Below are 20578 nucleotides of genomic sequence, written 5' to 3'. Positions count from 1 at the left end.
ACTAAAAACTATAGCTGTAATTAAAATTTAACGTAAGATCATTCATTGCTACACCTGATGCGGGATTTCGAAACATTTGAATTCCATTTAATGAAAAGTTATGATGCGTCAAGACGGTGTAATTTCCATTGACTTTCATTCCAAAAACACGGTTCTTCTGATGGTTAGCCGCAGTGGACATATTGTACAAAACGCCAAAACCGGACTGAAGGGCATTGTCAAAAAAACGCTTATTTACATTGACTCCTCCACCAAATGCCTCGTTATTGGCAGTAGAAATTTGATTGTTGGTATAGTTTACAGAGCTACTCAAGGCCCATTGTGCTTCTTTGAACTGAATAGTATGAACTAAATTGTAGTTTTGAACGGTACTCGATTGTCCTTTGCGAATAACTCCCCCTTGTTTATTCGCTTGTCCAGCAATGGAATAATTAAAATTGATGTTTTGATGCTTTTGTGCACCAAAAACATAATTCAAATTGGCATTGAGATTTTGAGATAATTGTTTGTAATTCAAAGTATCTGCTGGATTCATATTGGGGTCATTAATATAGTCGAATTGGTCTAATCGCCGATTGGTATACGTACTAAAATTGGAATAATTTCCCGACAAATTGAGCTGTTCCGTAATTTTAAGAGTGGCATTGATAGAGCCGACTAGCCTTTTGGAGTCTTGCTGTTTTTTACCATTTAAATTATCTCTCTGATACCCCAACTGAGTCGATACCATCAATCGATTCTGTAAAAATGGGCCTGAAAAAGTTAAGCCGACATTTTCTAAGTCGTTATTGAAAAACATCGCTCCTAAGGTTTGATACTCCGGATCTACATTTTCATAAACGACACCTAGTAAATAGGTATCGATTTTATAGTTCAAAGTCGCTTTAAATGCTTTTTTATGATATTTTGTTTTGCTTATTGCCTCTGTGCTTTCTTTAGCTGCAGTAACGACAAAAGGATTTAGGTCAGACATCGTTGACCGGGCGTATTCCGCCTCTATATTTACATTTTTAATCAGCGTTGTTTTGACTCTTAAACTGTTGACCCAGTTTTCTTTCGGTATCACATCAAAATGGTTAACGATCGAATTTTGTTTGTCTTTGGCATAGAAAGTAATCCACTCCACCACATATTTTTCTTGTTCAGCTAATAATTTAGCACCATATCCATATCTCTCATATACCGCGGGCAATTGCGCAACAGTGTCTCCTTCAACAGCTTTGAGCAGGCGACCTCCCATCAAGCTCCACTTTAGAGGCCCCGATGGGGTAAACTCAATCCCTAAACCCGTAAAAGGATGTCCATTTAAGGTGTAGTTCGAAAAGCTCATACTTGCATCTCCAATATAGGCTTGTATCCACTTGTATTTCGGCGCTATACTCAGTCTGTTAAAATTAAAAGGCACCTGATATCCCAACTGATCACCTTGATTGGTTAGGGTATAAGATATGGGCATATTAAAAGTCGCCCAATTTAACTGGAGGTTTCCCGACAACATATAAGTAAAGGGTTCTCGGCTGGAATCGCTTGCTAAATTACTGTTGTAATACATTCCATTGGCATTGATACCGCCACTTAATCGCAACTTCGGCACTGTTGTCAAACCCTCAATATCTATTTGTTGCCCTTGTACCTTTGAAAAAAGCAGACAACATAACACACAAAAAAAGTAGTTGTATTTCATATTTATCGCTTTTTCTTTTGAACTTTGATATCACAGACGATGTATGCTCCCGCACTTTCTTGATCCACCATTTGCTTTACTTTTATCGCGCCCTTTCTCCCATCAACAGTTTTAAATAAGACGATTCTAGGCATATTTTGATTGAATTTTTGATCTCCCCCGGCTGAATATTCAATATTTAAATTTCTTAAAACGACATCGGTACTCAAGCTATTAAAATCGGACACACTAAAGTTTAAACCACAATTACACAGTTCTTGAGAATTCACAAAGACCGTTGGGGTTGCCTGGGCAATGCTCGGCAGTCCATAATTGATTGTCTGATCCGGTGAGATAAACTTATTCGTTGTAAAATCGCGGTTTAGTCCGTAAAAAACCAGGTCAATATCTTTTCCCAGTTCGGGAGTTAACTCGTTAGAAAAAAAACCGCGGCGATATTTAGTCGAATAAAACGCTGGAATTAGGTTGGTGTTGTGCGCATAATTAATGCCCAACTTTATATTTTCTAAAACGTATAAATTGGTGTCGTCGAGAATTTTAATGGTTTTGGTTTTGCTTAGCGATTTTTTGTCGTTAGCCGCCGTAAGTTTGATTTGGTAGGTTCCGGCCGCATTATAAATTACAGTCGGATGCTGTTCTACCGATTGATTGAGGTTTGTTCCAACCAAACTCCACTGATATGCGGTTGCGTTTTCGGACAGGTTTTTAAGATTTAAAACAACTGGAGCTTGGTAATCGTAGTCCTCCCAAATAGGTTCCCAATCAAAATCCACTACCATATCCGGATCGACCCGAACTTCGCGAGTGAGCACTGCGATGTCTTGACCGTTTTTGACGGTAAGTGTTACCGTATAGGTTCCCGGATTATCATAAACCACCTTTGGCGGTGCCACACCCACAAATTCACCGGGTATACCTCCTTCGAAATCCCAATGATAATCCAATCCGACCCCCTGACTGTTGTTTGAAATGGCTATTGCTACAGGCGGGTAATTACTCCCTTCGATTTGGTAGTCGAAAGCGATGCGAATCTGATCTAAAAGGGTCAGTTGTCGTTCGATTACATCCCTTTCACCATCGATATTGGTGACCGTCAATTTAATGGTATAAATCCCCGGTTTATCATAAAAAACCGTTCCGGGATCTTTGTCCTGAGAACTCCCAGGAGTTCCACCTACAAATTCCCAAGAGTACTGGTCGCCGCCTGTGGAACTGTTATTGAAACTCAGAATTACAGGAACAGAAAAATCTTGGTCTTTGACGATATACTCAAAATTCGCCGTTATAGGAATGGCTGTTTCCGTATAACAAGAGCCCAATAAAACACTGGTAATAAATAATAGTAGTAGTTTATTCATAGAATTGTCCATAATTTCATTCAACATCAATCGGATAATCGGGTTATCACGGTTGTTTACACGCTGCTTTTGGTTAATGGCTACATTTTATCGGCTTTTTATAAAAAACCGATAAACCAACAACCACAGTATTGAAGGCTATTCAAAAACTCCGTTTGCAAAAACTAGAGCTAATAACCTTCTTGCCATTTGGCTCTTATCCATCGTTATTGCTTTAAAACTGTCTTCGGGAATTTCTTTCACCTTATATTTTTGTCCGTTGTTCATCAAAACTTCATTGATGAGATTTTGCCCATCTACACCAGGCACGTAGATGATCCCAAAATCACACCAACAAGCAATTACTCTATTTTTCGAATTGGTTATGGTGTATTTTTTCTTGATTAGCGTACCTCCGCTTTCAAAGTATACCGTTCCCAAGAATTCCTCTCGCGGCTGATCTCCGTCGGGGCTATTTCTATCGAAAGCTAGGGGTCTGAGGATTTCTCCAATAGCGGTTATACGGATTTTATTTTTAACTAGTAATTGATCTGCGTATTCAAATTCCCGAACGATACTGTCATTTACCACCTTATACACTGCTTGAAAATCTATAGGAACACCTTGAGTAGTGGATTGAAGAATGTTTTTATCCACGCCGTTTTCCGTAATCAACTTGCTAGCCCCTTTTACCAGTTCTTCCATCATACGGCGTTCTCTGCTAATAGCCATCACCGACAAAATGTGCGGAACTTGATTTTGTTGATGCGTTTCCAAATCGGTAATTACAAACCAGCCTTTTTGAACTCCGTTTTCCAATTCGAGAAATTTCGCCTCAGCAGAAAACATGCTTTGTCCTTCAAGGCTGCTAATTGTATACACATTTTTTTTAGTCGACACCAGTACTGCCGCTTTCTTATCCAACAATACTTGTCCCTTCTTAACGGATATACGCTGTGCCTGAACCACACTACTAACCAGCATGACTGCAATCAAAAGTTTAATGCTCATTTTTTATCTGAATTTTATACGGCTAAATGCAAATCCACTTATTCGTCACATTTTAAAGCCTTTACTAATTTTAACAAAAATATAAATATTATTTTACGACAGAAAAAAAATACACAATTATACTGAAAAAATACATTTAACTTTGTTATTTTAACACAATTATTAAAAACAAAAGCGGTAATTTTTAGTATTAATAAAATAAATATATTTTTAACCCAAAATCAATGATAAAAAAACACAATGAAAACAGGTAAAATTTAATTTTTATTCATAAAAAGCATAATTAGCAAACAATTCTACACCAAAAAAGACTTATATGTCAAATTTAAACTCGATAAACAAACGTAAACCTAAAAAAAACAAAAACAGTTGGTAAAAAGCAGTATTGGAGTTTTCTGCTTTTTTTAATGCTGATCGCAATCGGGAAAAACGGCTTTTAAAGTACTTAAATAGCCTCCACAGCTTTCCTTTTTAGAATATACCACAAAAAAAAGGGCCGCCTTAAAAAGACAGCCCTTAGCGTATTTTATACCGGATTACCGGTATTCCTATTATTATTTTACATCCATCAACTCCACGTCAAAGATCAGGGTAGCGTTTGGTGGAATAACTCCGCCAGCGCCATTAGCACCGTAACCCAAGTATGATGGAATCACGAAACGCGCTTTGTCACCTACTTGCAACAAGGCAATACCCTCGTCCCATCCTTCGATAACATGACCCATTCCCAATGGAAATTCGATCGGTTTTTTACGGCTGTAAGAGTTGTCAAATTCCTTTCCATTTTCCAATGAACCCTTATAGTGAACTGCAACCGTTTTCCCTTTTACAGCTTGTTTACCATCGCCTTTAACGATCATTTTATATCTTAATCCGCTTTCGGTTTTATCGAATCCAGCAGCGATACTCTCTAAAGAAGCTTCTGCTTTTTTTCTTTCCTCCGCGGCTTTTTTCTCTCTAGATCCTTCAAAAGTGCGAAATGCTTCCACGGCATTCCAGTTTTTAGCTTCCTTACCTACTTTAATGATTTCGACAGACTCAATTAAATCGCCTTGAGCGATTGCATCAACCACATCTTGTCCTTCTACTACATTTCCGAAAACGGTGTGTTTTCCGTCTAACCAAGGCGTAGCAATATGCGTGATAAAAAATTGAGATCCGTTGGTTCCCGCACCGGCATTAGCCATAGAAAGTACTCCAGGGGTATCGTGGTTTAATTCCGGATGAAATTCATCGTCGAATTGGTAACCCGGTCCACCGGTACCTGTCCCTTGAGGACAACCGCCTTGAATCATGAAATCAGGAATTACGCGATGAAATTTTAATCCATCGTAATAAGGCTTTCCTTGTGGAATGGCTTTATTTTCTAAATTTCCTTCTGCCAGAGCCACAAAGTTCCCTACAGTTCCAGGCGTTTTATCATACGTTAGTTTAACTAATACAGCTCCTTTTGAGGTATTGAATTTTGCGTAAATTCCGTCTTGCATGTTTGTCAATTTTAATTATAGATTTTACAAATATAAGCACAATCGCAAAAATAACAGGTTAAAGAACTTATAACTTCTGTATTTTTCGCGTTTTGAGAAAAATAATAGCGGCTCCTACACCCAAAAACAGAGCTCCCACACACACCCCATCCCAGCCGAAGTACTTCCACAGATACAGTCCGAATGCCGAGCCCACTGCAGTACCCAAAAAACTAAAGGCCATAAATACGGTATTGAGTCGGTTTCTCGCTTCAGGCAGCAAGGCATAGATGCGCGTTTGATTGGACACGTGTATGGTTTGCAAGCCCAAATCAATTAAGATAATTCCGACAATCAATCCAACCACCGAGGTCGAGGAAAAATAGAACACGACAAAGCTGGCTATCATCATCAACAATCCCAGACCTATGATCTTTCGAGAATCGCCCCGATCACCCAATTTTCCAACCAAAGGAGCTGCAAATGCCCCGCAGGCACCCACCAACCCAAACAACCCAATGGTGGCACTATTATATTCAAACGGCTCTTGGGAAAGCAGCAAGACCATCGTAGTCCAGAAAGCTCCAAATTGCGCAAACGACAGACTGTTTATCCATGTTGCCTCACGCAATACCGGTTGCTCCTTGATCAATACCAATAAGGAAGCATACAATTGCTTATACGTACCCTTAAATTGCGCACTATTGATGGGAAAGCTTTTTTGAATAATCAGGGCCAATAAAAAGCATACCCCGGCAGCAATCCAAAACATACCGCGCCATCCAAGCCAAATCCCAACAAATCCGCTAACGGTTCTCGAGACTAAAATTCCAATGAGCAAACCACTCATCACCGTCCCTATAACACGACCGCGCTGCTCCACAGACGACAAGCTCGCTGCCATAGGCAATATCAATTGAGGCACTATAGACGCCATACCAATGAGCAAACTAGCCACTTGTAGCAACACAAAATTCGTCGACATCGCCGCGAGTATCAAGGCGATACTCGCACAGAGTGTCGTGATTCCGATTTGCTTTTTGCGCTCTAATTTATCGCCCAGTGGCACCATAAAAAACAAACCCAAGGCATAGCCCGCTTGGGTGAGATAGGTAATCGTACCCGCCTGAGCTTCATCGATTTGAAACTCTTGCGCAATCAGTATGACTAGGGGTTGACAATAATATAAATTGGCGACGACTAAACCAGTAGCCGCTGCCATAAACAACACTTGGGATCGGGATAAACTCATGCGGCAAAATTATCGCTTTTATCGCAAACGCGCCACCAAAAACCACACGAAATTCAATGGAATCTCATCGAATAAAACAGTACTTTTGCTCCAAAGTATTTTCGATGAAAAACCTTGTTTTCTTACTTATAGCCATTGTTCTAGAAACCATTGCTACCACTTGCCTCAAAGCCAGTGATAGCTTTACCAAGTGGATCCCCTCTTTATTCACCGTGCTCGGTTATGCCGGTGCTTTTTATTTTTTGAGTCTGACCATACGAACGATTCCGTTGGGAATCGCTTATGCCTTATGGTCTGGTATTGGCATCGTACTCATCACTGCAGTCGGTTATTTTATTTACAAGCAAAAACTCGATTTACCCGCTGTAATCGGCATTTCCTTAATCGTTTTTGGGGTCATCGTCATTCAAGTGTTTTCCAAAAGCACTTCGCATTAATCCATTTCACAAGAACGTTGCATGCTAACGGAAAGGATTGTAAATTTGTACAAATAATTTTCTACTCATGCGTATTGACATCATCACCGTATTGCCGAATTTGATTCAAAGTCCCTTTGAAGCTTCGATCCTAAAAAGAGCTATCGACAAGGGACTGGTAGAAGTTCACTTTCACAACCTCAGAGACTACAGCACCAACAAGCACAAAAACGTCGATGACTATCAGTTTGGCGGGGGTGCAGGCATGGTGATGAGCATTGAACCCATAGACAAGTGCATTTCCCAATTGCGCGCAGAACGCGATTACGACGAGGTTATTTATATGACTCCTGATGGGGAAACCCTAAACCAGTCGATGGCCAACGGCATGTCGCTATTAAACAACATCATGATACTTTGCGGTCATTATAAAGGCGTGGACCAGCGCGTTCGCGATCAATTTATCACTAGAGAGATCTCCATAGGTGACTATGTATTATCCGGTGGGGAATTGGGTGCTGCCGTATTGTGCGATGCTATAATTCGACTTATTCCGGGGGTTTTAAGCAATGAAACTTCGGCATTAACCGACAGTTTTCAGGATAATCTACTCGCTCCGCCTATATATACCCGTCCGGCGGAATACAAGGGATGGCGCGTACCGGATATACTGTTGAGCGGCAATTTTCCCGAAATCGAAAAATGGCGCGAACAAAAAGCCTACGACCACACTTTAAACAGACGACCGGATTTGCTGGAAAAGTAACTCCTAAAATGCGGAAGCGCCATTAGAGATACAGTCTATCAATTTTTTTAGTCTTTAATAAAATAAATTATTATATTTGCACCCACTTTAGCCCAACCTCTAGCGAAAACCGTATATGTTGTTCTGAATTAACAATTGCTAATAAAATTAAATCATGGCAGATTTATTAAAATTCGTTCAAGACGAGTTTGTAACTAAAAAAGATTTCCCTGAATTCAACGCTGGTGATACTATTACTGTATACTACGAAATTAAAGAGGGTGAAAAAACAAGAACACAGTTCTTCAAAGGTGTAGTTATCCAAAGAAGAGGTACTGGAATGACCGAAACTTTCACGATCAGAAAAATGTCTGGTGCAATTGGAGTAGAGCGTATTTTCCCAGTAAACATGCCTGCTTTGCAAAAAGTAGAAGTTAACCAAAGAGGTAAAGTTCGTAGAGCTCGTATTTTCTACTTCAGAGAACTTACTGGTAAAAAAGCAAAAATCAAAGAGAGAAGAAGATAATCTCCTTTCCGAGAATGATAAAAAAACACTGTTTCACAAGAACAGTGTTTTTTTTTGTCTTCTTTTTTACCGCTTTAGTAATTGCTGATGCGCGTATACGCCTATTCGCGTATTCGCCTTGGCGTGCAATATCATCGAAGTACCTACTTTTTTAATTCCACAATTGAATAGCTTTAGTAATTGCCGATTCGTCTATTCGCGTATGCGCGTATTCGCCTGGGTGTGCAATCTGGACAAATGAGTGCTTTTTTAATTCCATAGTTGAACATCTTTGCAAAAACTGGCGAATCAGTAGTAGACGATTCGCCTATTCGCGTATGCGCGTATTCGCCTGGGCGTGCAATATCATCGAAGTACCCACTTTCTTAATTCCACTATTGAATTACTTTGCGGAAACTGGCGAATCAGTAGTAGCCGATTCGTCTATTCGCGTATGCGCGTATTCGCCTGGGTGTGCAATATCATCGAAGTACCTACTTTCTTAATTCCATAGTTGAACATCTTTGCAAAAACTGGCGAATCAGCAGCAGCCGATTCGCCTATCCGCGTATTTGCGTATTCGCCTGGGCGTGCAATCTGGACAAAATGCGTACTTTTTTAATTCCATAGCTGTAAAACTTTAGTAATTGCCGATTCGCCTGGGCGTGCAATATCATCGAAATACCCACTTTCTTAATTCCAAAATTGAATTGCTTTGCGGAAACTGGCGAATCAGTAGTAGCCGATTCGTCTATTCGCGTATGCGCGTATTCGCCTGGGTGTGCAATATCATCGAAGTACCTACTTTCTTAATTCCATAGTTGTAAAGCTTTAGTAATTGCTGATTCGCGTATGCGTCTATTCGCGTATGCGTCTATTCGCGTATGCGCGTATGCCCCTGGGTGTGCAATATCATCGAAGTACCTACTTTCTTAATTCCACAATTGAATTGCTTTGCAAAAACTGACGCATAAACAAATCAGCGAATCAACGAATCAGCAAAATCGATGCGCTTATTCGCCTAGGTGTGCAATCTGGGCGAATACCTACTTTCTTAATTCCATAGTTGAACTGCTTTGCAAAAACTGGCGAATCATCGAATCATCGAATCAACAAATCATCAAATCAGCGAATCAACAAATCAGCGAACCAAAAACAACTAATGGTTAAAAAAAAGCTGCACCCCTAGAGATGCAGCCTGAAATAAAACTAAAAAAAAAAAAACGTTTACAACTCCTTTCGATTGTCGCTAGACTTGGTATCGATGAGTTTGTTGTAGGGATCTACACCTACTTCAGTGGGTTTTTCTGCTACGACTATGGTAAACTTATTGTCGATGCGACTTATTTTTTTCTTGACCAGATACAATACTTTTTCTTTGTCGGTTTTTTCGTCTCGTCCAAAAATGCCGATTTCCACATAATCCTGCAGTGGTAAAGAGGAAATGGTCTCTTTATTGGCGGTTTTAAAATCGAGGGTTTTACCGGCGGTATCTTTAAAGATTTGCTTCCCTTGTTCGTCCGAATGGTATTTGGCTACCTCCACCTCAAAGGTGACTTCATACTTGCCATTTGGCAACTTTTTGGAGCTCGCCTTAACCACTTTGTTGTCGTACAAAGTAATGGTTTCAAACATATCGTGAATCAAGTATTTTAACGAGTCTGGGGTAGCCTGATTGAGGTAACTCACCATTTCTGCCGCCGTGGTATAAGGCGCCTCTTGAAAAGCTACTTTTTTCACATAGGCCTTTAAGGCGTTGTTCATGTTTTTTTCGCCTATGTAATCGCTGAGCGCATAAAGGACCAGCGATCCTTTGTTGTAGTGAATGTATTGTTGATTTTCATTGTACATCAAGGCTTTTTCCTTTTTGCGCTCGTGGGCACGCCCGCTCAGGTAATTGTCCAAGGCATCCTTTAAAAATTTGCGCATTTGCGGCTTGCCGTATTCGTGCTCGAGCACTTTTAGAGCACTGTATTCCGACAAACTCTCCGACAATAACGTTGCCCCTTGTACATTCGCTCCGATGACTTGATGTGCCCACCACTGATGTGCCACTTCGTGAGCGACTACACTAAAGGGATAGTCTACGGCATCTTCATTGTCCTCGTCGATCTTGGCTATAAAACCGATCGCCTCTGAAAAGGGTATGGTATTGGCAAAGGACTGCGCAAAGGTTCCTTTACTGTTTGGAAACTCGATGATGCGCACTTGTTTGTGTTGGTATGGGCTAAAGTTTTCCGAATAATAAGTCAAAGCCTTTTTAGTGGCGTCGATCATACGATCCAGGTTGTACTCGTGTCCAGGGTGGTAATATATTTCGATGTTTACGTCGTTCCACAGGTCTTTTTTCACTTGAAAACGCGCCGAGTTATAGGCGTAGAAATTCAGCATTTTCTGATCCATTTTGTAATGGAAATAACGGCGGTTATCCTTATTCCACTCCCGCTGTAAATAGCCGGGTGCTATCGCAATCTGATCGGAGCTGGTACTCACTGTGGTTTCGAACTCGATCCAATCGGAATCTGAAGAGATGTAGGTATTGCCCAAGGCTTGCGTGTCGGTTTGCTCGGCCATGCGCTCTTTGGGCGCTAAACCGTATTTTTTACGGATGTCATCGTCTACGATTTCCGAATCACTACTGTAGCCAAAGCTCGGAAAAACACTGTTGTCGATAAAGGTTCCGTTTTCCAAAACCGGCGAGTGATTGGTCAATAGCGTATTGGGCTTGTTGTGCATGTTAAAAGTCATCACCAACGAGTCTCCAGGCGCCAAAGGCTGCTTGAGCTTATAGATATCAAAGAAAAAAATCGTATCTTTAGATAAGAGCTCGGCTGGCCTATCAAAATGCCAAGTCGTCGGATAGTTGTTGTAATTAATCAACAGCGAATCGATGGCCTCTGCGCTTTTGTTTCTGAGCACATAACGCCCTTGCACCTTAAAATCGCGGGTTTCTGGGAACAAATCCATATCGATTTTAACAGCGGTGATACGAGGTTGAACGCGGTGTTCGTATTTTTTATATTTCCTTTCCCAATCGACCTGTTGTTGCTCCGTTTCTTTGCCCGACACATACACATTGGTCACGGTATTCTCGTAATAAATGGTCGTACCCAGGGCTATAAAAGCCAATAGCGCCACCACCATCGGTACAATTATACTTGGCGTAGCTCTTTTTTTACACCAGTAGAAACGCTCTTTGATCGATGCCGGCAATCCCCTTCTCCAAAACAACAGGGCCAAGCCAAAAAACACCAAGCCCAACAACAGCCAGTACAGTTCAAACAGGTAATACTTCGGCAAATAGCTGCCGTAGCCGTTCATATCGGAATAGCCAAAAAAGGCCGATCGATTAAGAAAAAATATCGGTTGTTCCACACCTATTTTAGACAGAAAGGGCATTCCAATCAAGAGTCCTAATAGGGTAAAAAAACCCAATAAATAGTTTTTATAAAAGGTTTGTATCATCAAGGCGGTCAAAGCCCAGATACCGTAATGAATCCAGTCAAGGCCATAGAGTTCAAAGAAATAATGACCGAGTTCAAACTCGTAATAACCGTGATACAGTTGTACACACACTCCCGATACCACAACGACCAAGAGCAAAAGCAGTTGCATTTTGAGCAAGGCGATAAACTTGGACAGCAGCATAACCCAATTGGGCGTTGGCGTGACGTCTATCAGTAAATTCATCTTCGACAGCGGACCGCGTTGTACGAGTAAACCCGAAAACAAAAAGGTTAAAAACAGTATAAAAAACCCAAAGGTATCCCCTTGTATCATCAACACCTTCCAAGTTACCGGATAGGTATTGGTGCCGAAAATAGATCCAATCGAAATCGACGACAGCAAGATAAAGACCAAACCAACAAACAAAATGCTGATAAACACCCAGTTTTTAACGATGTATTTAAACTCCAATTGAGAAAAATTCCAGGCATTTTTTAAATTTTGTAGTCCGCTAAAGCGGTAATGCACCTTGGGCAACTCGATTTTAGTGATGCTGCCGAAATTGTTTTTGATCAGTCGCTGTCCTTTTTTCTTTCTTTCCAAACTGATGCCCTGTTGGGTAAACTCGAATTTCAAATACAACAATACGAAAACCAACACGGCTACGCCAAGCCAGATTAAACGGTTGTAAACCAAAGCCCCCTCAAAGGGTAGGTTTCTAAGGTTTTGTTCGGCTATGGTCCAATACTTGGTGTAGTAGTGAAGGGCCTCACCTCCAAAGGGCTCTAGTAAAGCCGCCATATATTGGTTATCCATATCGGCGGTTAAACTTTCCAATACGCCCTGGAAAACCAGCAAAAAGATAATGGAAATAAAACCGATATAGACGTTTCTAGTCAGGGTAACAATGGCAAAAACGAGGGCTCCAAAAAATATTAAATTCGGAATAACCAAAATGACAAAGGGCTGTATATAAGCCATGAGATTAAAAGGACCCAGCATTTGCGGATTGGCAAAAGGAAGCAGGGTCGCGACAAAAATACCGAGACCGATAGCAAAGGCAATAAGAATGGTGACCATCAAGGAACTCAAAAATTTTCCCAACAGATAAGCCGGCTTGGAAAAGGGATAGGAGAACATGATATGGTGTACCTGGTATTTAAAATCGCGGTATACCGAAGCTCCTACTATGGTGGGCAGCAAAAAGTAAGTCAATTGCGACAGACCGTTTATTACGGCACTTAGGGCAACAGGGGAATTGGAATAGGCGTTGGAAGTCACCGATACCGTTACAAAGTCGAATGCACCAACGGCAATAGCCATAGTCAAGAGGCCTAACAGAAAAAAATTGAAGGCATAGACGTAAAACATCGGGCTTTTGAGCCATCTCTTTAACTCAAATAAAAATATAGTAGCAAACATGGCTTAGTCTTTTTTAAGTGCAACAAAATAAACATCTTCCAATTGCGGCTGAGCGACTGCGAAAGTTTCATCGGGCTGTTGGGAATGGTGTACGCGGACAGTCAGTTTATTTTCTTGATTGTACTTTGAGGACAAGACTTCGTATTGGGTTTCAATCGCTTCTAAATCTGCGCGATTGATGGTTTTGCTCCAGATTTTACCCGCTAATTGCGCTTCTGCCTCTTTAGGTGTGCTGCGTTGCAGTATTTTTCCGCCATTTAAAATCGCCATTTCATGACACAACTCATTGACATCGTCAACGATATGCGTGGAAAAGATCACGACGTGATTGGTACCGATTTCCCGCAATACGTTTAGGAAACGGTGTCTCTCGGCAGGATCTAAGCCCGCTGTTGGTTCGTCTACAATAATCAGTTTGGGATCGTTTAGCAACAATTGCGCGATTCCGAAACGCTGTTTCATCCCGCCGGAATAACCACTGACACTTTTGTATCGGGCTTCTTCCAAATTGGTGATCTCCAAAACCTTCGACACTATAGCCCGGCGTTCGGCCGCATTTCCAATGCCCTTTAAGCGGGCAAAATAATCGAGCAGGCTTTCTGCAGACATATTGGGATACACGCCAAAATCCTGCGGCAAATACCCCAGCACTTTTCTCAAGGCCATTTGGTCTTCCAACACATTGATTCCATCAAATTCAATACTGCCCGAATCGGGCTTTTGCAAAGTCGCAATGGTGCGCATCAGCGATGATTTTCCCGCGCCATTGGGTCCCAATAGACCAAACATACCGGTTTCAATTTCCAGATTTAGACCATCCAAAGCTTTTACACCGTTCTTATAGGTTTTACTTAGATTTTGAATTTTGAGTTTCATATATATCGTGTTAAATAGTTATCGACAGGAGCTGCTGCGCTCGGTGGATCCACAGAGAATCCGTTGCAGTGCAGCGATTTAATAGTTAGTCGCCAAAAATCTATTTCGTTACACTATATGTAAAACAAAAAGAGAGGAAACATCATATTTCCTCTCTTTTTTATCATTTTAATAAATATATGTTATTTTATATATTCAATTTTTAGTGCTTCTTCGCGATTGACATTGTCAAAAAAGCCTTGCTCTGTCATCCATTCGTCGCTAAATATTTTGCTCATATAACGAGATCCGTGATCGGGAAAGATTAAAATAACATTGCTGTTTTCATCAAACTCCCCTTCTTCGGCGAATTGTTTTGCCGCTTGAAAAGCAGCACCGGAAGTATATCCGACAAACAAGCCTTCGGTTTTGGCAATTTCGCGTGCCGTATGGGCACTATCTTCATCCGATACCTTGATAAATTTGTCGATAACATCAAAATCCGTCGCGGTTGGAATCAGGTTTTTACCCAAGCCCTCAATGCGGTAGGGATAAATTTCTTTGGTATCCAATTCTTTGGTTTCGTGGTATTTTTTCAAAACCGATCCATAGGCATCCACACCTAAAATGCGGATATTGGGATTCTGCTCTTTTAAAAACTTAGCCGTACCCGAAATGGTGCCCCCCGTTCCTGAACACGCGATTAAATGCGTGATAAGGCCGTTGGTTTGTTCCCAAATTTCGGGACCTGTGGTTTTGTAATGTGCTTCTACGTTTAATTCGTTGAAGTATTGATTGATGTATACCGAGCCTTTGGTCTCTTCGTGTAAGCGCTTGGCCACACAGTAATAAGACCTGGGGTCGTCGGCAGCAACATGGGCAGGACAAACATATACCTTGGCTCCCATGGCTCTCAACATGTCTATTTTATCGGCAGAAGATTTAGATGTGACTGCTAAAACACACTCATAACCTTTAATAATGCTCACCATTGCTATACTAAATCCCGTATTTCCAGAAGTGGTCTCTATAATGGTATCACCGGGTTTTAACAGGCCTTTTTTCTCTGCTTCTTCAATTATATGAAGAGCAATTCTATCTTTGGTGGAGTGCCCTGGATTAAAAGCTTCAACTTTAGCATAAAAATTACCTTTTAATCCTGTACTAATTCTATTTAACTTAACTAAAGGAGTGTTTCCTATTAGCTCTAATAGATTATCACAGGCTTTTATCTCTTCTTTCATAAGTATTATTTTAATTAAGGCTCCTAACTTAGTTTAATTATTGACCTTTAAAACATTGCAAATTTAATAAAAAAAAACGAACTACTTTTTGATTCCTTCTAAATCTAACAAAAAAGCGTATTCTTTGGCCACTTCTTTTATCGCTTCAAAACGTCCCGAAGCGCCGCCGTGTCCTGCTTCCATGTTGGTATCCAAAAGCAAAAGGCTTTGATCGGTTTTTAATACCCTTAATTTAGCCACCCATTTGGCTGGTTCCCAATACTGTACTTGCGAATCGTGAAATCCGGTCGACACATACATATTGGGGTAATCATGGGCGCCCACATTGTCGTAGGGCGAATATGTCATCATATAATCGTAGTACTCCCGCTCGTTGGGATTTCCCCATTCGTCGTATTCTCCGGTGGTCAAGGGTATGGAATCATCCAACATGGTCGTCACTACATCGACAAAGGGCACTTGAACCACTATACCATGATATAACTCCGGAGCCATATTGATTATTGCCCCCATCAACAAACCACCCGCAGATCCACCTTCGGCATACAAATGCTCCGGTGTGGTATACTGCTGCTCAATCAAAAATTTGGAGCAGTCAATAAAGTCGGTAAAGGTATTTCGCTTGTCCAGCAATTTACCGGTTTCGTACCACATTCTACCCAAATCTTCGCCACCGCGAACATGGGCAATCGCGTAGACAAACCCGCGATCCAACAAGCTCAATCGAATCGAGGAAAAAGTAGGTTCAATCATCGTGCCATAGGAGCCGTAGCCGTATAACAACAACGGATTTTTACCGTCTTTTTCCAAGCCTTTTTTATAAACCATCGAAATGGGTATCAGCGTACCGTCTTGTGCCGGTGCCCATACCCGCTGCTCGGTATAATGGTCTTTGTCAAAGCGCCCGCCTAGAATTTCCTGTTCTTTTTTTACGTCTTTTTCTTGGGTCCGCATATTAAAATCGATTACGGAAATAGGCGTTGCCATAGATTGGTAGCCATAGCGCAGAATTTCCGTGTCAAAATCAATATTTGTTCCGGTATAAGCCGTATAGGTTTCGCTGTCAAAAGGCAGGTAATAGCTTTTTTCGGGCGAATCCCACGGTTGAATTTTTATTTTAGACAAGCCGTCGGAGCGTTCGGAAATCACCAAATAATCCTTAAATATATCAATTCCCTCCAATAAAACCTCTTCTCGATGGGGAATTAATTCCACCCAATTGGACTGTTCGGTTTTAAATTCTGGGGTAATCATCAATTTAAAGTTTTCGGCGTCCCCTTGGTTGGTCAATACGTAAAAATTATCGCCATAATGCGCGATGCCGTATTCCAATCCCCTTTCGCGTTTTTGAAAAACCTTAAAATCCCCGTCGGGATCGTCGGCATGAAGTATGCGAAACTCCGTCGTTAAAGTGCTCTCGCATTCGATGACGAGGTATTTTTTTGACTTTTCCTTATAGACTCCCGTAGAAAAGGTGTTGTCCTTTTCAAAATACACCAAGACATCTTCCGAAGTAGGCGTGCCCAATCGGTGTTTGTAAATTTTATCCGCTCGCAAAGTCACTTCATCTTTGCGCGAGTAAAACAAGGTTTTGTTGTCGTTGGCCCAGGTAGACCCCCCGGTGGTATTTTCGATTTGAGTATCGAGTACCGCTCCGGTTTGCAGGTTTTTTATCTGTATGGTATATTCGCGACGCGACACCGTATCGATAGCAAAGGCCGCCCAAAGGTTGTCGTCCGAAATATTAATTCCGCGCAGGTTGAAATACGCATGTCCCTCAGCCCAGTCGTTGCAATTGAACAAAATCTCTTCTTCGGCTTGCAAGCTGCCCTTTTTACGCGCGTAAATCGGATAATCCTTGCCCTTTTCAAAACGGGTTATATAAAAATACCCGTTGTACAAATAGGGAACGGAGGAGTCGTCTTCTTTAATCCTCGCTTTTATCTCATCAAACAAAGACTGTTGTAAGTCTGTTGTATGCGCAGTCATCTTTTGGTAATACTCGTTTTCTTGATTGAGGTAATCGATTACTCGGACATCCTCTCTTTGATTCATCCAATAGTAATTATCCAACCGCTGCTGCTGATGCTTTTCCAAAATTACAGGAATAATTGGAGCAATAGGTGCATCAATACTTTTATTCATTCTATCTTTGTTTTTTAAACTCGTGCAAAAGTACCACAATTGCTTATTTTAACAGGCTGCTTTTGCAGATACTTTTTGCGATTTATAAATTGCAATTTAATAAATTTGTAAACACAATCACTAAAAAACTATATCATGTTTGGAGACCTAATGGGTATGATGGGAAAACTGAAAGAAGCCCAACAAAAAATTGAAGAAACCAAAAAGCGATTAAACAGCGTTTTAATCGATGAACAAAGTTCAGACGGGCTCTTAAAGATTACCATCACAGCAAATCATACTATAAAATCGGTTCAAATAGACGACTCCTTGCTGGAAGACAAGGAGCAATTAGAAGATTATTTGGTATTAACCCTTAATCGCGCTATTGAAAAAGCGACCAAAATCAACGAAGCCGAAGTGGCTGCTACGGCCCAAGACGGTATGCCGGATTTGCCCGGATTGGATCTATTCAAATAAATAGGCGCCCATTTACCGCCATTTTTTTACAAACAAAACGTCCTAAATACACAAGCATAACTCAATCGAAACATGAAAAAAATACTGTTATTTGCTATCTTATCCCTATCGACTCTATTGCTGTCGTGCAGCAACGAAAACAAAGGGGGCAATCTCACTATTACCGGAAGGGTAGACGGATTAAAACAAGGCACCCTATACATACAACGCATTCAAGATACCCTGATGGTTACTTTGGACAGCATTACGATTAAGGGCAATTCCGAATTCAAAACCCAGCTTCAAATCGAAGACCCCGAGATGTTTTTCCTATCGCTAGATCGCGGTACCACGGCTTCTCAAGACAATCAATTGATGTTTTTTGCCGAACCGGGAAAAATCCATATCGAGACTTCCCTAAAGAGCTTTTATGCCGACGCCAAAATCACCGGCTCCAAAAACCACGAAGTGTATGAGGAGTATTTAAAAATGCGCGCGGTAATTACAGACAAGCAAAACGAGTTGCTGATAGCCATACTCAACGCGGAAAAAGACGGCAATGCTACAAAAAAAGACAGCTTGATGAACATCTCTACCAAAATCAACGGCAGAAGATACCTCAACGCGGTCAATTTTGCCATTACACATGGCGACTCCGACGTGGCGCCCTATATTGCCCTTTCGGAAATATACGACCGTCCAATCAAGTATTTGGATACGATTCAAAATTCGCTTAAAGGCGGTACAGCCGAGCGAAAATACGGTAAAGCCCTCCAAGATTTTATCAAGGAACGCAGGGAATCGGAAAAATAAACCCATCCCTGAACCCAAAATGAAAGAGGCTGTCTCAAAAGGACAGCCCTTATTTTTTATCTTTTTACCATTTTTTTGTTGCGTAATAAGTTGATCCATTTATGTGCAAAAAAACTTACTTAAGACAACTCAAAAATCCCGATTATTTGGACAATTATGACTAAGAGACAAATGATAGCAATCATTCTTATAGAAACTATTTTATTTACTCTATTTTTAGTAGTTATAAAACCACACAACAGTTATTTAGAATTATCTTTCTATTTAATGTCATACCTAATATTCAATCTGCTGTTCTCTCGTTTATTTATAAGAAGGGATTTAAAAAAAAGCTATAATTAGTAAGTGAGCTATTCTCCGTATAGTTTAAAATAACAAGATGTTTTAACTGTAGTATTGAAAAGCATGTGCCATGCGAGAGGACTCGCTCGGCAACGACTCGCTCGGCAACGGGGGTTCTTTACACAGTTTACCGTAAATAGAGGTTATAGCAGTAGTATTGAAAAGCATTTGCCATGCGAGAGGACTCGCTCGGCAACGACTCGCTCGGCAACGGGGGTTCTTTACACAGTTTACCGCAAATAGAGGTTATAGCAGTAGTATCGAAAAGCAATTGCCATGCGAGAGGACTCGCTCGGCAACGGGTATTTTACTTGTAGACAGCAAGTGTTTATATATTTAAAAAAAGCTATAATTAGTAAGTGAGCTATTCTTCGTATAGTTTAAAATAAGAAGATGTTTTAACTGTAGTATTGAAAAGCATTTGCCATGCGAGAGGACTCGCTCGGCAACGACTCGCTCGGCAACGGGGTTCTTTACACAGTTTACCGTAAATAGATGTTATAGCAGTAGTATCGAAAAGCATTTGCCATGCGAGAGGACTCGCTCGGCAACGACTCGCTCGGCAACGGGGTTCTTTACACAGTTTACAGTAAATAGATGTTATAGCAGTAGTATTGAAAAGCATTTGCCGTGCGAGAGGACTCGCTCGGCAACGGAGAAGTAACTTCCCCAGCCAATTTCCGCTTTTTTAACGGCTTTTACACCACCACCACACCCCGAAGTTCCACAGGGACTAAAAACAAAAAAAGACGCTTAAAAAGCGTCTCTTCCATGGTTTTTTTATTATTTAAAACCGAACAGTATAAAAACAAAAAAACCACCTAAAAATAGATGGTTTTTTGAGCCGATAGAGGGACTCGAACCCACGACCTGCTGATTACAAATCAGCTGCTCTAGCCAACTGAGCTACACCGGCGGCTTATTTTTTATGCTGTGCAAACTTATCGTTTTATTTCTTTAAAAGCAAAACAAAAATCGTTATTTTTAAGAACATTTTGAGCCGATGGAGGGACTCGAACCCACGACCTGCTGATTACAAATCAGCTGCTCTAGCCAACTGAGCTACACCGGCGACTCATTTGCGAGTGCAAAGATAAAATACATTTTGAATTTCACAATATATTTATCCTCTTTTTTAAGCCTTTTTGCGATTAAAGTGCGTTGATTTTCTCAACTAATTGAGACGCAGACTCTTCCAATTCCACATAGATTTGTTTGAAATGTGCTTTTTTATCTTCAACTTTTTTCGCGTTAACTTTAGCGATTAAAACGTCGAATTTTTGCAATGTTTCTTCAATTAAATCATTCGTTTGTGTAGTTGGTGCTCCAACAGTAGCCATTTCATGAATGTAAATCGCCTGAATAAGATCACCTAATACATAGTGAATATCTTTCTTTAAATTTTTTACGCTTGCCATTTTCTTATACTTTTTAAAAAATAATTGTTTGCAAAGTT

Annotated in this window: 15 protein-coding genes and 2 tRNA genes; 5 read left to right on the top strand and 12 right to left on the bottom strand. The window is 40.8% G+C overall.

Translation table 11 applies throughout. The features are described 5' to 3' along the window. Position 1 precedes the first annotated feature (1 nt). The 5 genes from ACQZ43_RS09415 to ACQZ43_RS09395 form a co-directional block, all read right to left on the bottom strand. Positions 2 to 1684: a hypothetical protein gene (locus ACQZ43_RS09415; RefSeq protein WP_430611996.1), complete on the bottom strand. Its 1683-nt coding sequence runs from the start codon at positions 1682 to 1684 to the stop codon at positions 2 to 4. 2 nt (positions 1685 to 1686) lie between these two features. Further along, positions 1687 to 3042, bottom strand: a complete 1356-nt coding sequence (locus tag ACQZ43_RS09410) for a PKD domain-containing protein (protein ID WP_430611994.1) — start codon at positions 3040 to 3042, stop codon at positions 1687 to 1689. Between the two features lie 138 nt (positions 3043 to 3180). Then, complete coding sequence (locus tag ACQZ43_RS09405; protein WP_430611992.1) at positions 3181 to 4032, bottom strand: hypothetical protein; 852 nt, start codon at positions 4030 to 4032, stop codon at positions 3181 to 3183. Between the two features lie 554 nt (positions 4033 to 4586). Continuing rightward, the gene (locus tag ACQZ43_RS09400) at positions 4587 to 5519 is read right to left on the bottom strand and encodes a peptidylprolyl isomerase (protein WP_430611990.1); all 933 of its coding nucleotides are present in this window, start codon (positions 5517 to 5519) and stop codon (positions 4587 to 4589) included. Positions 5520 to 5586: 67 nt separating this feature from the next. Beyond that, positions 5587 to 6750: an MFS transporter gene (locus tag ACQZ43_RS09395; protein ID WP_430611988.1), complete on the bottom strand. Its 1164-nt coding sequence runs from the start codon at positions 6748 to 6750 to the stop codon at positions 5587 to 5589. A gap of 104 nt (positions 6751 to 6854) precedes the next feature. Here ACQZ43_RS09395 and ACQZ43_RS09390 point away from each other — a divergent pair, with 104 nt between their 5' ends. The 3 genes from ACQZ43_RS09390 to rplS all read left to right on the top strand — a co-directional run bounded on the left by ACQZ43_RS09390 (position 6855) and on the right by rplS (position 8437). Further along, positions 6855 to 7187, top strand: coding sequence for a DMT family transporter (locus tag ACQZ43_RS09390; RefSeq protein ID WP_430611986.1), 333 nt, complete (start codon positions 6855 to 6857; stop codon positions 7185 to 7187). 67 nt (positions 7188 to 7254) lie between these two features. After that, positions 7255 to 7932 (top strand): tRNA (guanosine(37)-N1)-methyltransferase TrmD, encoded by a 678-nt coding sequence (trmD, locus tag ACQZ43_RS09385; RefSeq protein WP_430611984.1) that lies wholly within the window; start codon positions 7255 to 7257, stop codon positions 7930 to 7932. A 154-nt stretch (positions 7933 to 8086) separates the two neighbouring features. Then, entirely contained in the window at positions 8087 to 8437 is a 351-nt protein-coding gene (rplS, locus tag ACQZ43_RS09380) for a 50S ribosomal protein L19 (RefSeq protein ID WP_430611982.1), read from the top strand. Positions 8438 to 9643: 1206 nt separating this feature from the next. Here the strand turns inward: rplS and ACQZ43_RS09375 are convergent. The 4 genes from ACQZ43_RS09375 to ACQZ43_RS09360 all read right to left on the bottom strand — a co-directional run bounded on the left by ACQZ43_RS09375 (position 9644) and on the right by ACQZ43_RS09360 (position 17529). After that, positions 9644 to 13285: an ABC transporter permease/M1 family aminopeptidase gene (locus ACQZ43_RS09375; protein ID WP_430611980.1), complete on the bottom strand. Its 3642-nt coding sequence runs from the start codon at positions 13283 to 13285 to the stop codon at positions 9644 to 9646. A gap of 3 nt (positions 13286 to 13288) precedes the next feature. Further along, positions 13289 to 14161, bottom strand: a complete 873-nt coding sequence (locus tag ACQZ43_RS09370; RefSeq protein ID WP_430611978.1) for an ABC transporter ATP-binding protein — start codon at positions 14159 to 14161, stop codon at positions 13289 to 13291. 182 nt (positions 14162 to 14343) lie between these two features. Beyond that, positions 14344 to 15384, bottom strand: a complete 1041-nt coding sequence (locus ACQZ43_RS09365) for a PLP-dependent cysteine synthase family protein (RefSeq protein WP_430611976.1) — start codon at positions 15382 to 15384, stop codon at positions 14344 to 14346. Positions 15385 to 15465: 81 nt separating this feature from the next. Beyond that, positions 15466 to 17529, bottom strand: coding sequence for a S9 family peptidase (locus ACQZ43_RS09360; RefSeq protein ID WP_430611974.1), 2064 nt, complete (start codon positions 17527 to 17529; stop codon positions 15466 to 15468). A gap of 135 nt (positions 17530 to 17664) precedes the next feature. Between ACQZ43_RS09360 and ACQZ43_RS09355 the strand changes: the two genes are divergently transcribed. Together ACQZ43_RS09355 and ACQZ43_RS09350 are read left to right on the top strand one after the other, a co-directional pair. After that, positions 17665 to 17988 (top strand): YbaB/EbfC family nucleoid-associated protein, encoded by a 324-nt coding sequence (locus ACQZ43_RS09355; RefSeq protein ID WP_430611972.1) that lies wholly within the window; start codon positions 17665 to 17667, stop codon positions 17986 to 17988. 72 nt (positions 17989 to 18060) lie between these two features. Continuing rightward, positions 18061 to 18780: a DUF4369 domain-containing protein gene (locus ACQZ43_RS09350; RefSeq protein ID WP_430611970.1), complete on the top strand. Its 720-nt coding sequence runs from the start codon at positions 18061 to 18063 to the stop codon at positions 18778 to 18780. A 1184-nt stretch (positions 18781 to 19964) separates the two neighbouring features. Here the strand turns inward: ACQZ43_RS09350 and ACQZ43_RS09345 are convergent. From ACQZ43_RS09345 to ACQZ43_RS09335, 3 genes are all read right to left on the bottom strand, one after another. Then, a tRNA-Thr gene (locus ACQZ43_RS09345) sits at positions 19965 to 20038 on the bottom strand. Between the two features lie 82 nt (positions 20039 to 20120). After that, a tRNA-Thr gene (locus ACQZ43_RS09340) sits at positions 20121 to 20194 on the bottom strand. A gap of 79 nt (positions 20195 to 20273) precedes the next feature. After that, a complete protein-coding gene (locus ACQZ43_RS09335; RefSeq protein WP_430611968.1) occupies positions 20274 to 20540 on the bottom strand; it encodes a hypothetical protein in 267 nt (88 codons plus the stop codon). Positions 20541 to 20578 lie beyond the last annotated feature (38 nt).

Origin of the sequence: Flavobacterium sp. JP2137 (genome assembly GCF_050562195.1) — a bacterium.
Taxonomy (GTDB): domain Bacteria; phylum Bacteroidota; class Bacteroidia; order Flavobacteriales; family Flavobacteriaceae; genus Flavobacterium.
This window is presented reverse-complemented; position numbering and strand designations above follow the sequence as displayed.

Excerpts from the sequence above, each read along its gene's own strand:
- ACQZ43_RS09415 (WP_430611996.1), bottom strand. The coding sequence starts at position 1,684 with ATGAAATACAACTACTTTTTTTGTGTGTTATGTTGTCTGCTTTTTTCA.
- ACQZ43_RS09410 (WP_430611994.1), bottom strand. The coding sequence starts at position 3,042 with ATGAATAAACTACTACTATTATTTATTACCAGTGTTTTATTGGGCTCT.
- ACQZ43_RS09405 (WP_430611992.1), bottom strand. The coding sequence starts at position 4,032 with ATGAGCATTAAACTTTTGATTGCAGTCATGCTGGTTAGTAGTGTGGTT.
- ACQZ43_RS09400 (WP_430611990.1), bottom strand. The coding sequence starts at position 5,519 with ATGCAAGACGGAATTTACGCAAAATTCAATACCTCAAAAGGAGCTGTA.
- ACQZ43_RS09395 (WP_430611988.1), bottom strand. The coding sequence starts at position 6,750 with ATGAGTTTATCCCGATCCCAAGTGTTGTTTATGGCAGCGGCTACTGGT.
- ACQZ43_RS09390 (WP_430611986.1), top strand. The coding sequence starts at position 6,855 with ATGAAAAACCTTGTTTTCTTACTTATAGCCATTGTTCTAGAAACCATT.
- trmD (WP_430611984.1), top strand. The coding sequence starts at position 7,255 with ATGCGTATTGACATCATCACCGTATTGCCGAATTTGATTCAAAGTCCC.
- rplS (WP_430611982.1), top strand. The coding sequence starts at position 8,087 with ATGGCAGATTTATTAAAATTCGTTCAAGACGAGTTTGTAACTAAAAAA.
- ACQZ43_RS09375 (WP_430611980.1), bottom strand. The coding sequence starts at position 13,285 with ATGTTTGCTACTATATTTTTATTTGAGTTAAAGAGATGGCTCAAAAGC.
- ACQZ43_RS09370 (WP_430611978.1), bottom strand. The coding sequence starts at position 14,161 with ATGAAACTCAAAATTCAAAATCTAAGTAAAACCTATAAGAACGGTGTA.
- ACQZ43_RS09365 (WP_430611976.1), bottom strand. The coding sequence starts at position 15,384 with ATGAAAGAAGAGATAAAAGCCTGTGATAATCTATTAGAGCTAATAGGA.
- ACQZ43_RS09360 (WP_430611974.1), bottom strand. The coding sequence starts at position 17,529 with ATGAATAAAAGTATTGATGCACCTATTGCTCCAATTATTCCTGTAATT.
- ACQZ43_RS09355 (WP_430611972.1), top strand. The coding sequence starts at position 17,665 with ATGTTTGGAGACCTAATGGGTATGATGGGAAAACTGAAAGAAGCCCAA.
- ACQZ43_RS09350 (WP_430611970.1), top strand. The coding sequence starts at position 18,061 with ATGAAAAAAATACTGTTATTTGCTATCTTATCCCTATCGACTCTATTG.
- ACQZ43_RS09335 (WP_430611968.1), bottom strand. The coding sequence starts at position 20,540 with ATGGCAAGCGTAAAAAATTTAAAGAAAGATATTCACTATGTATTAGGT.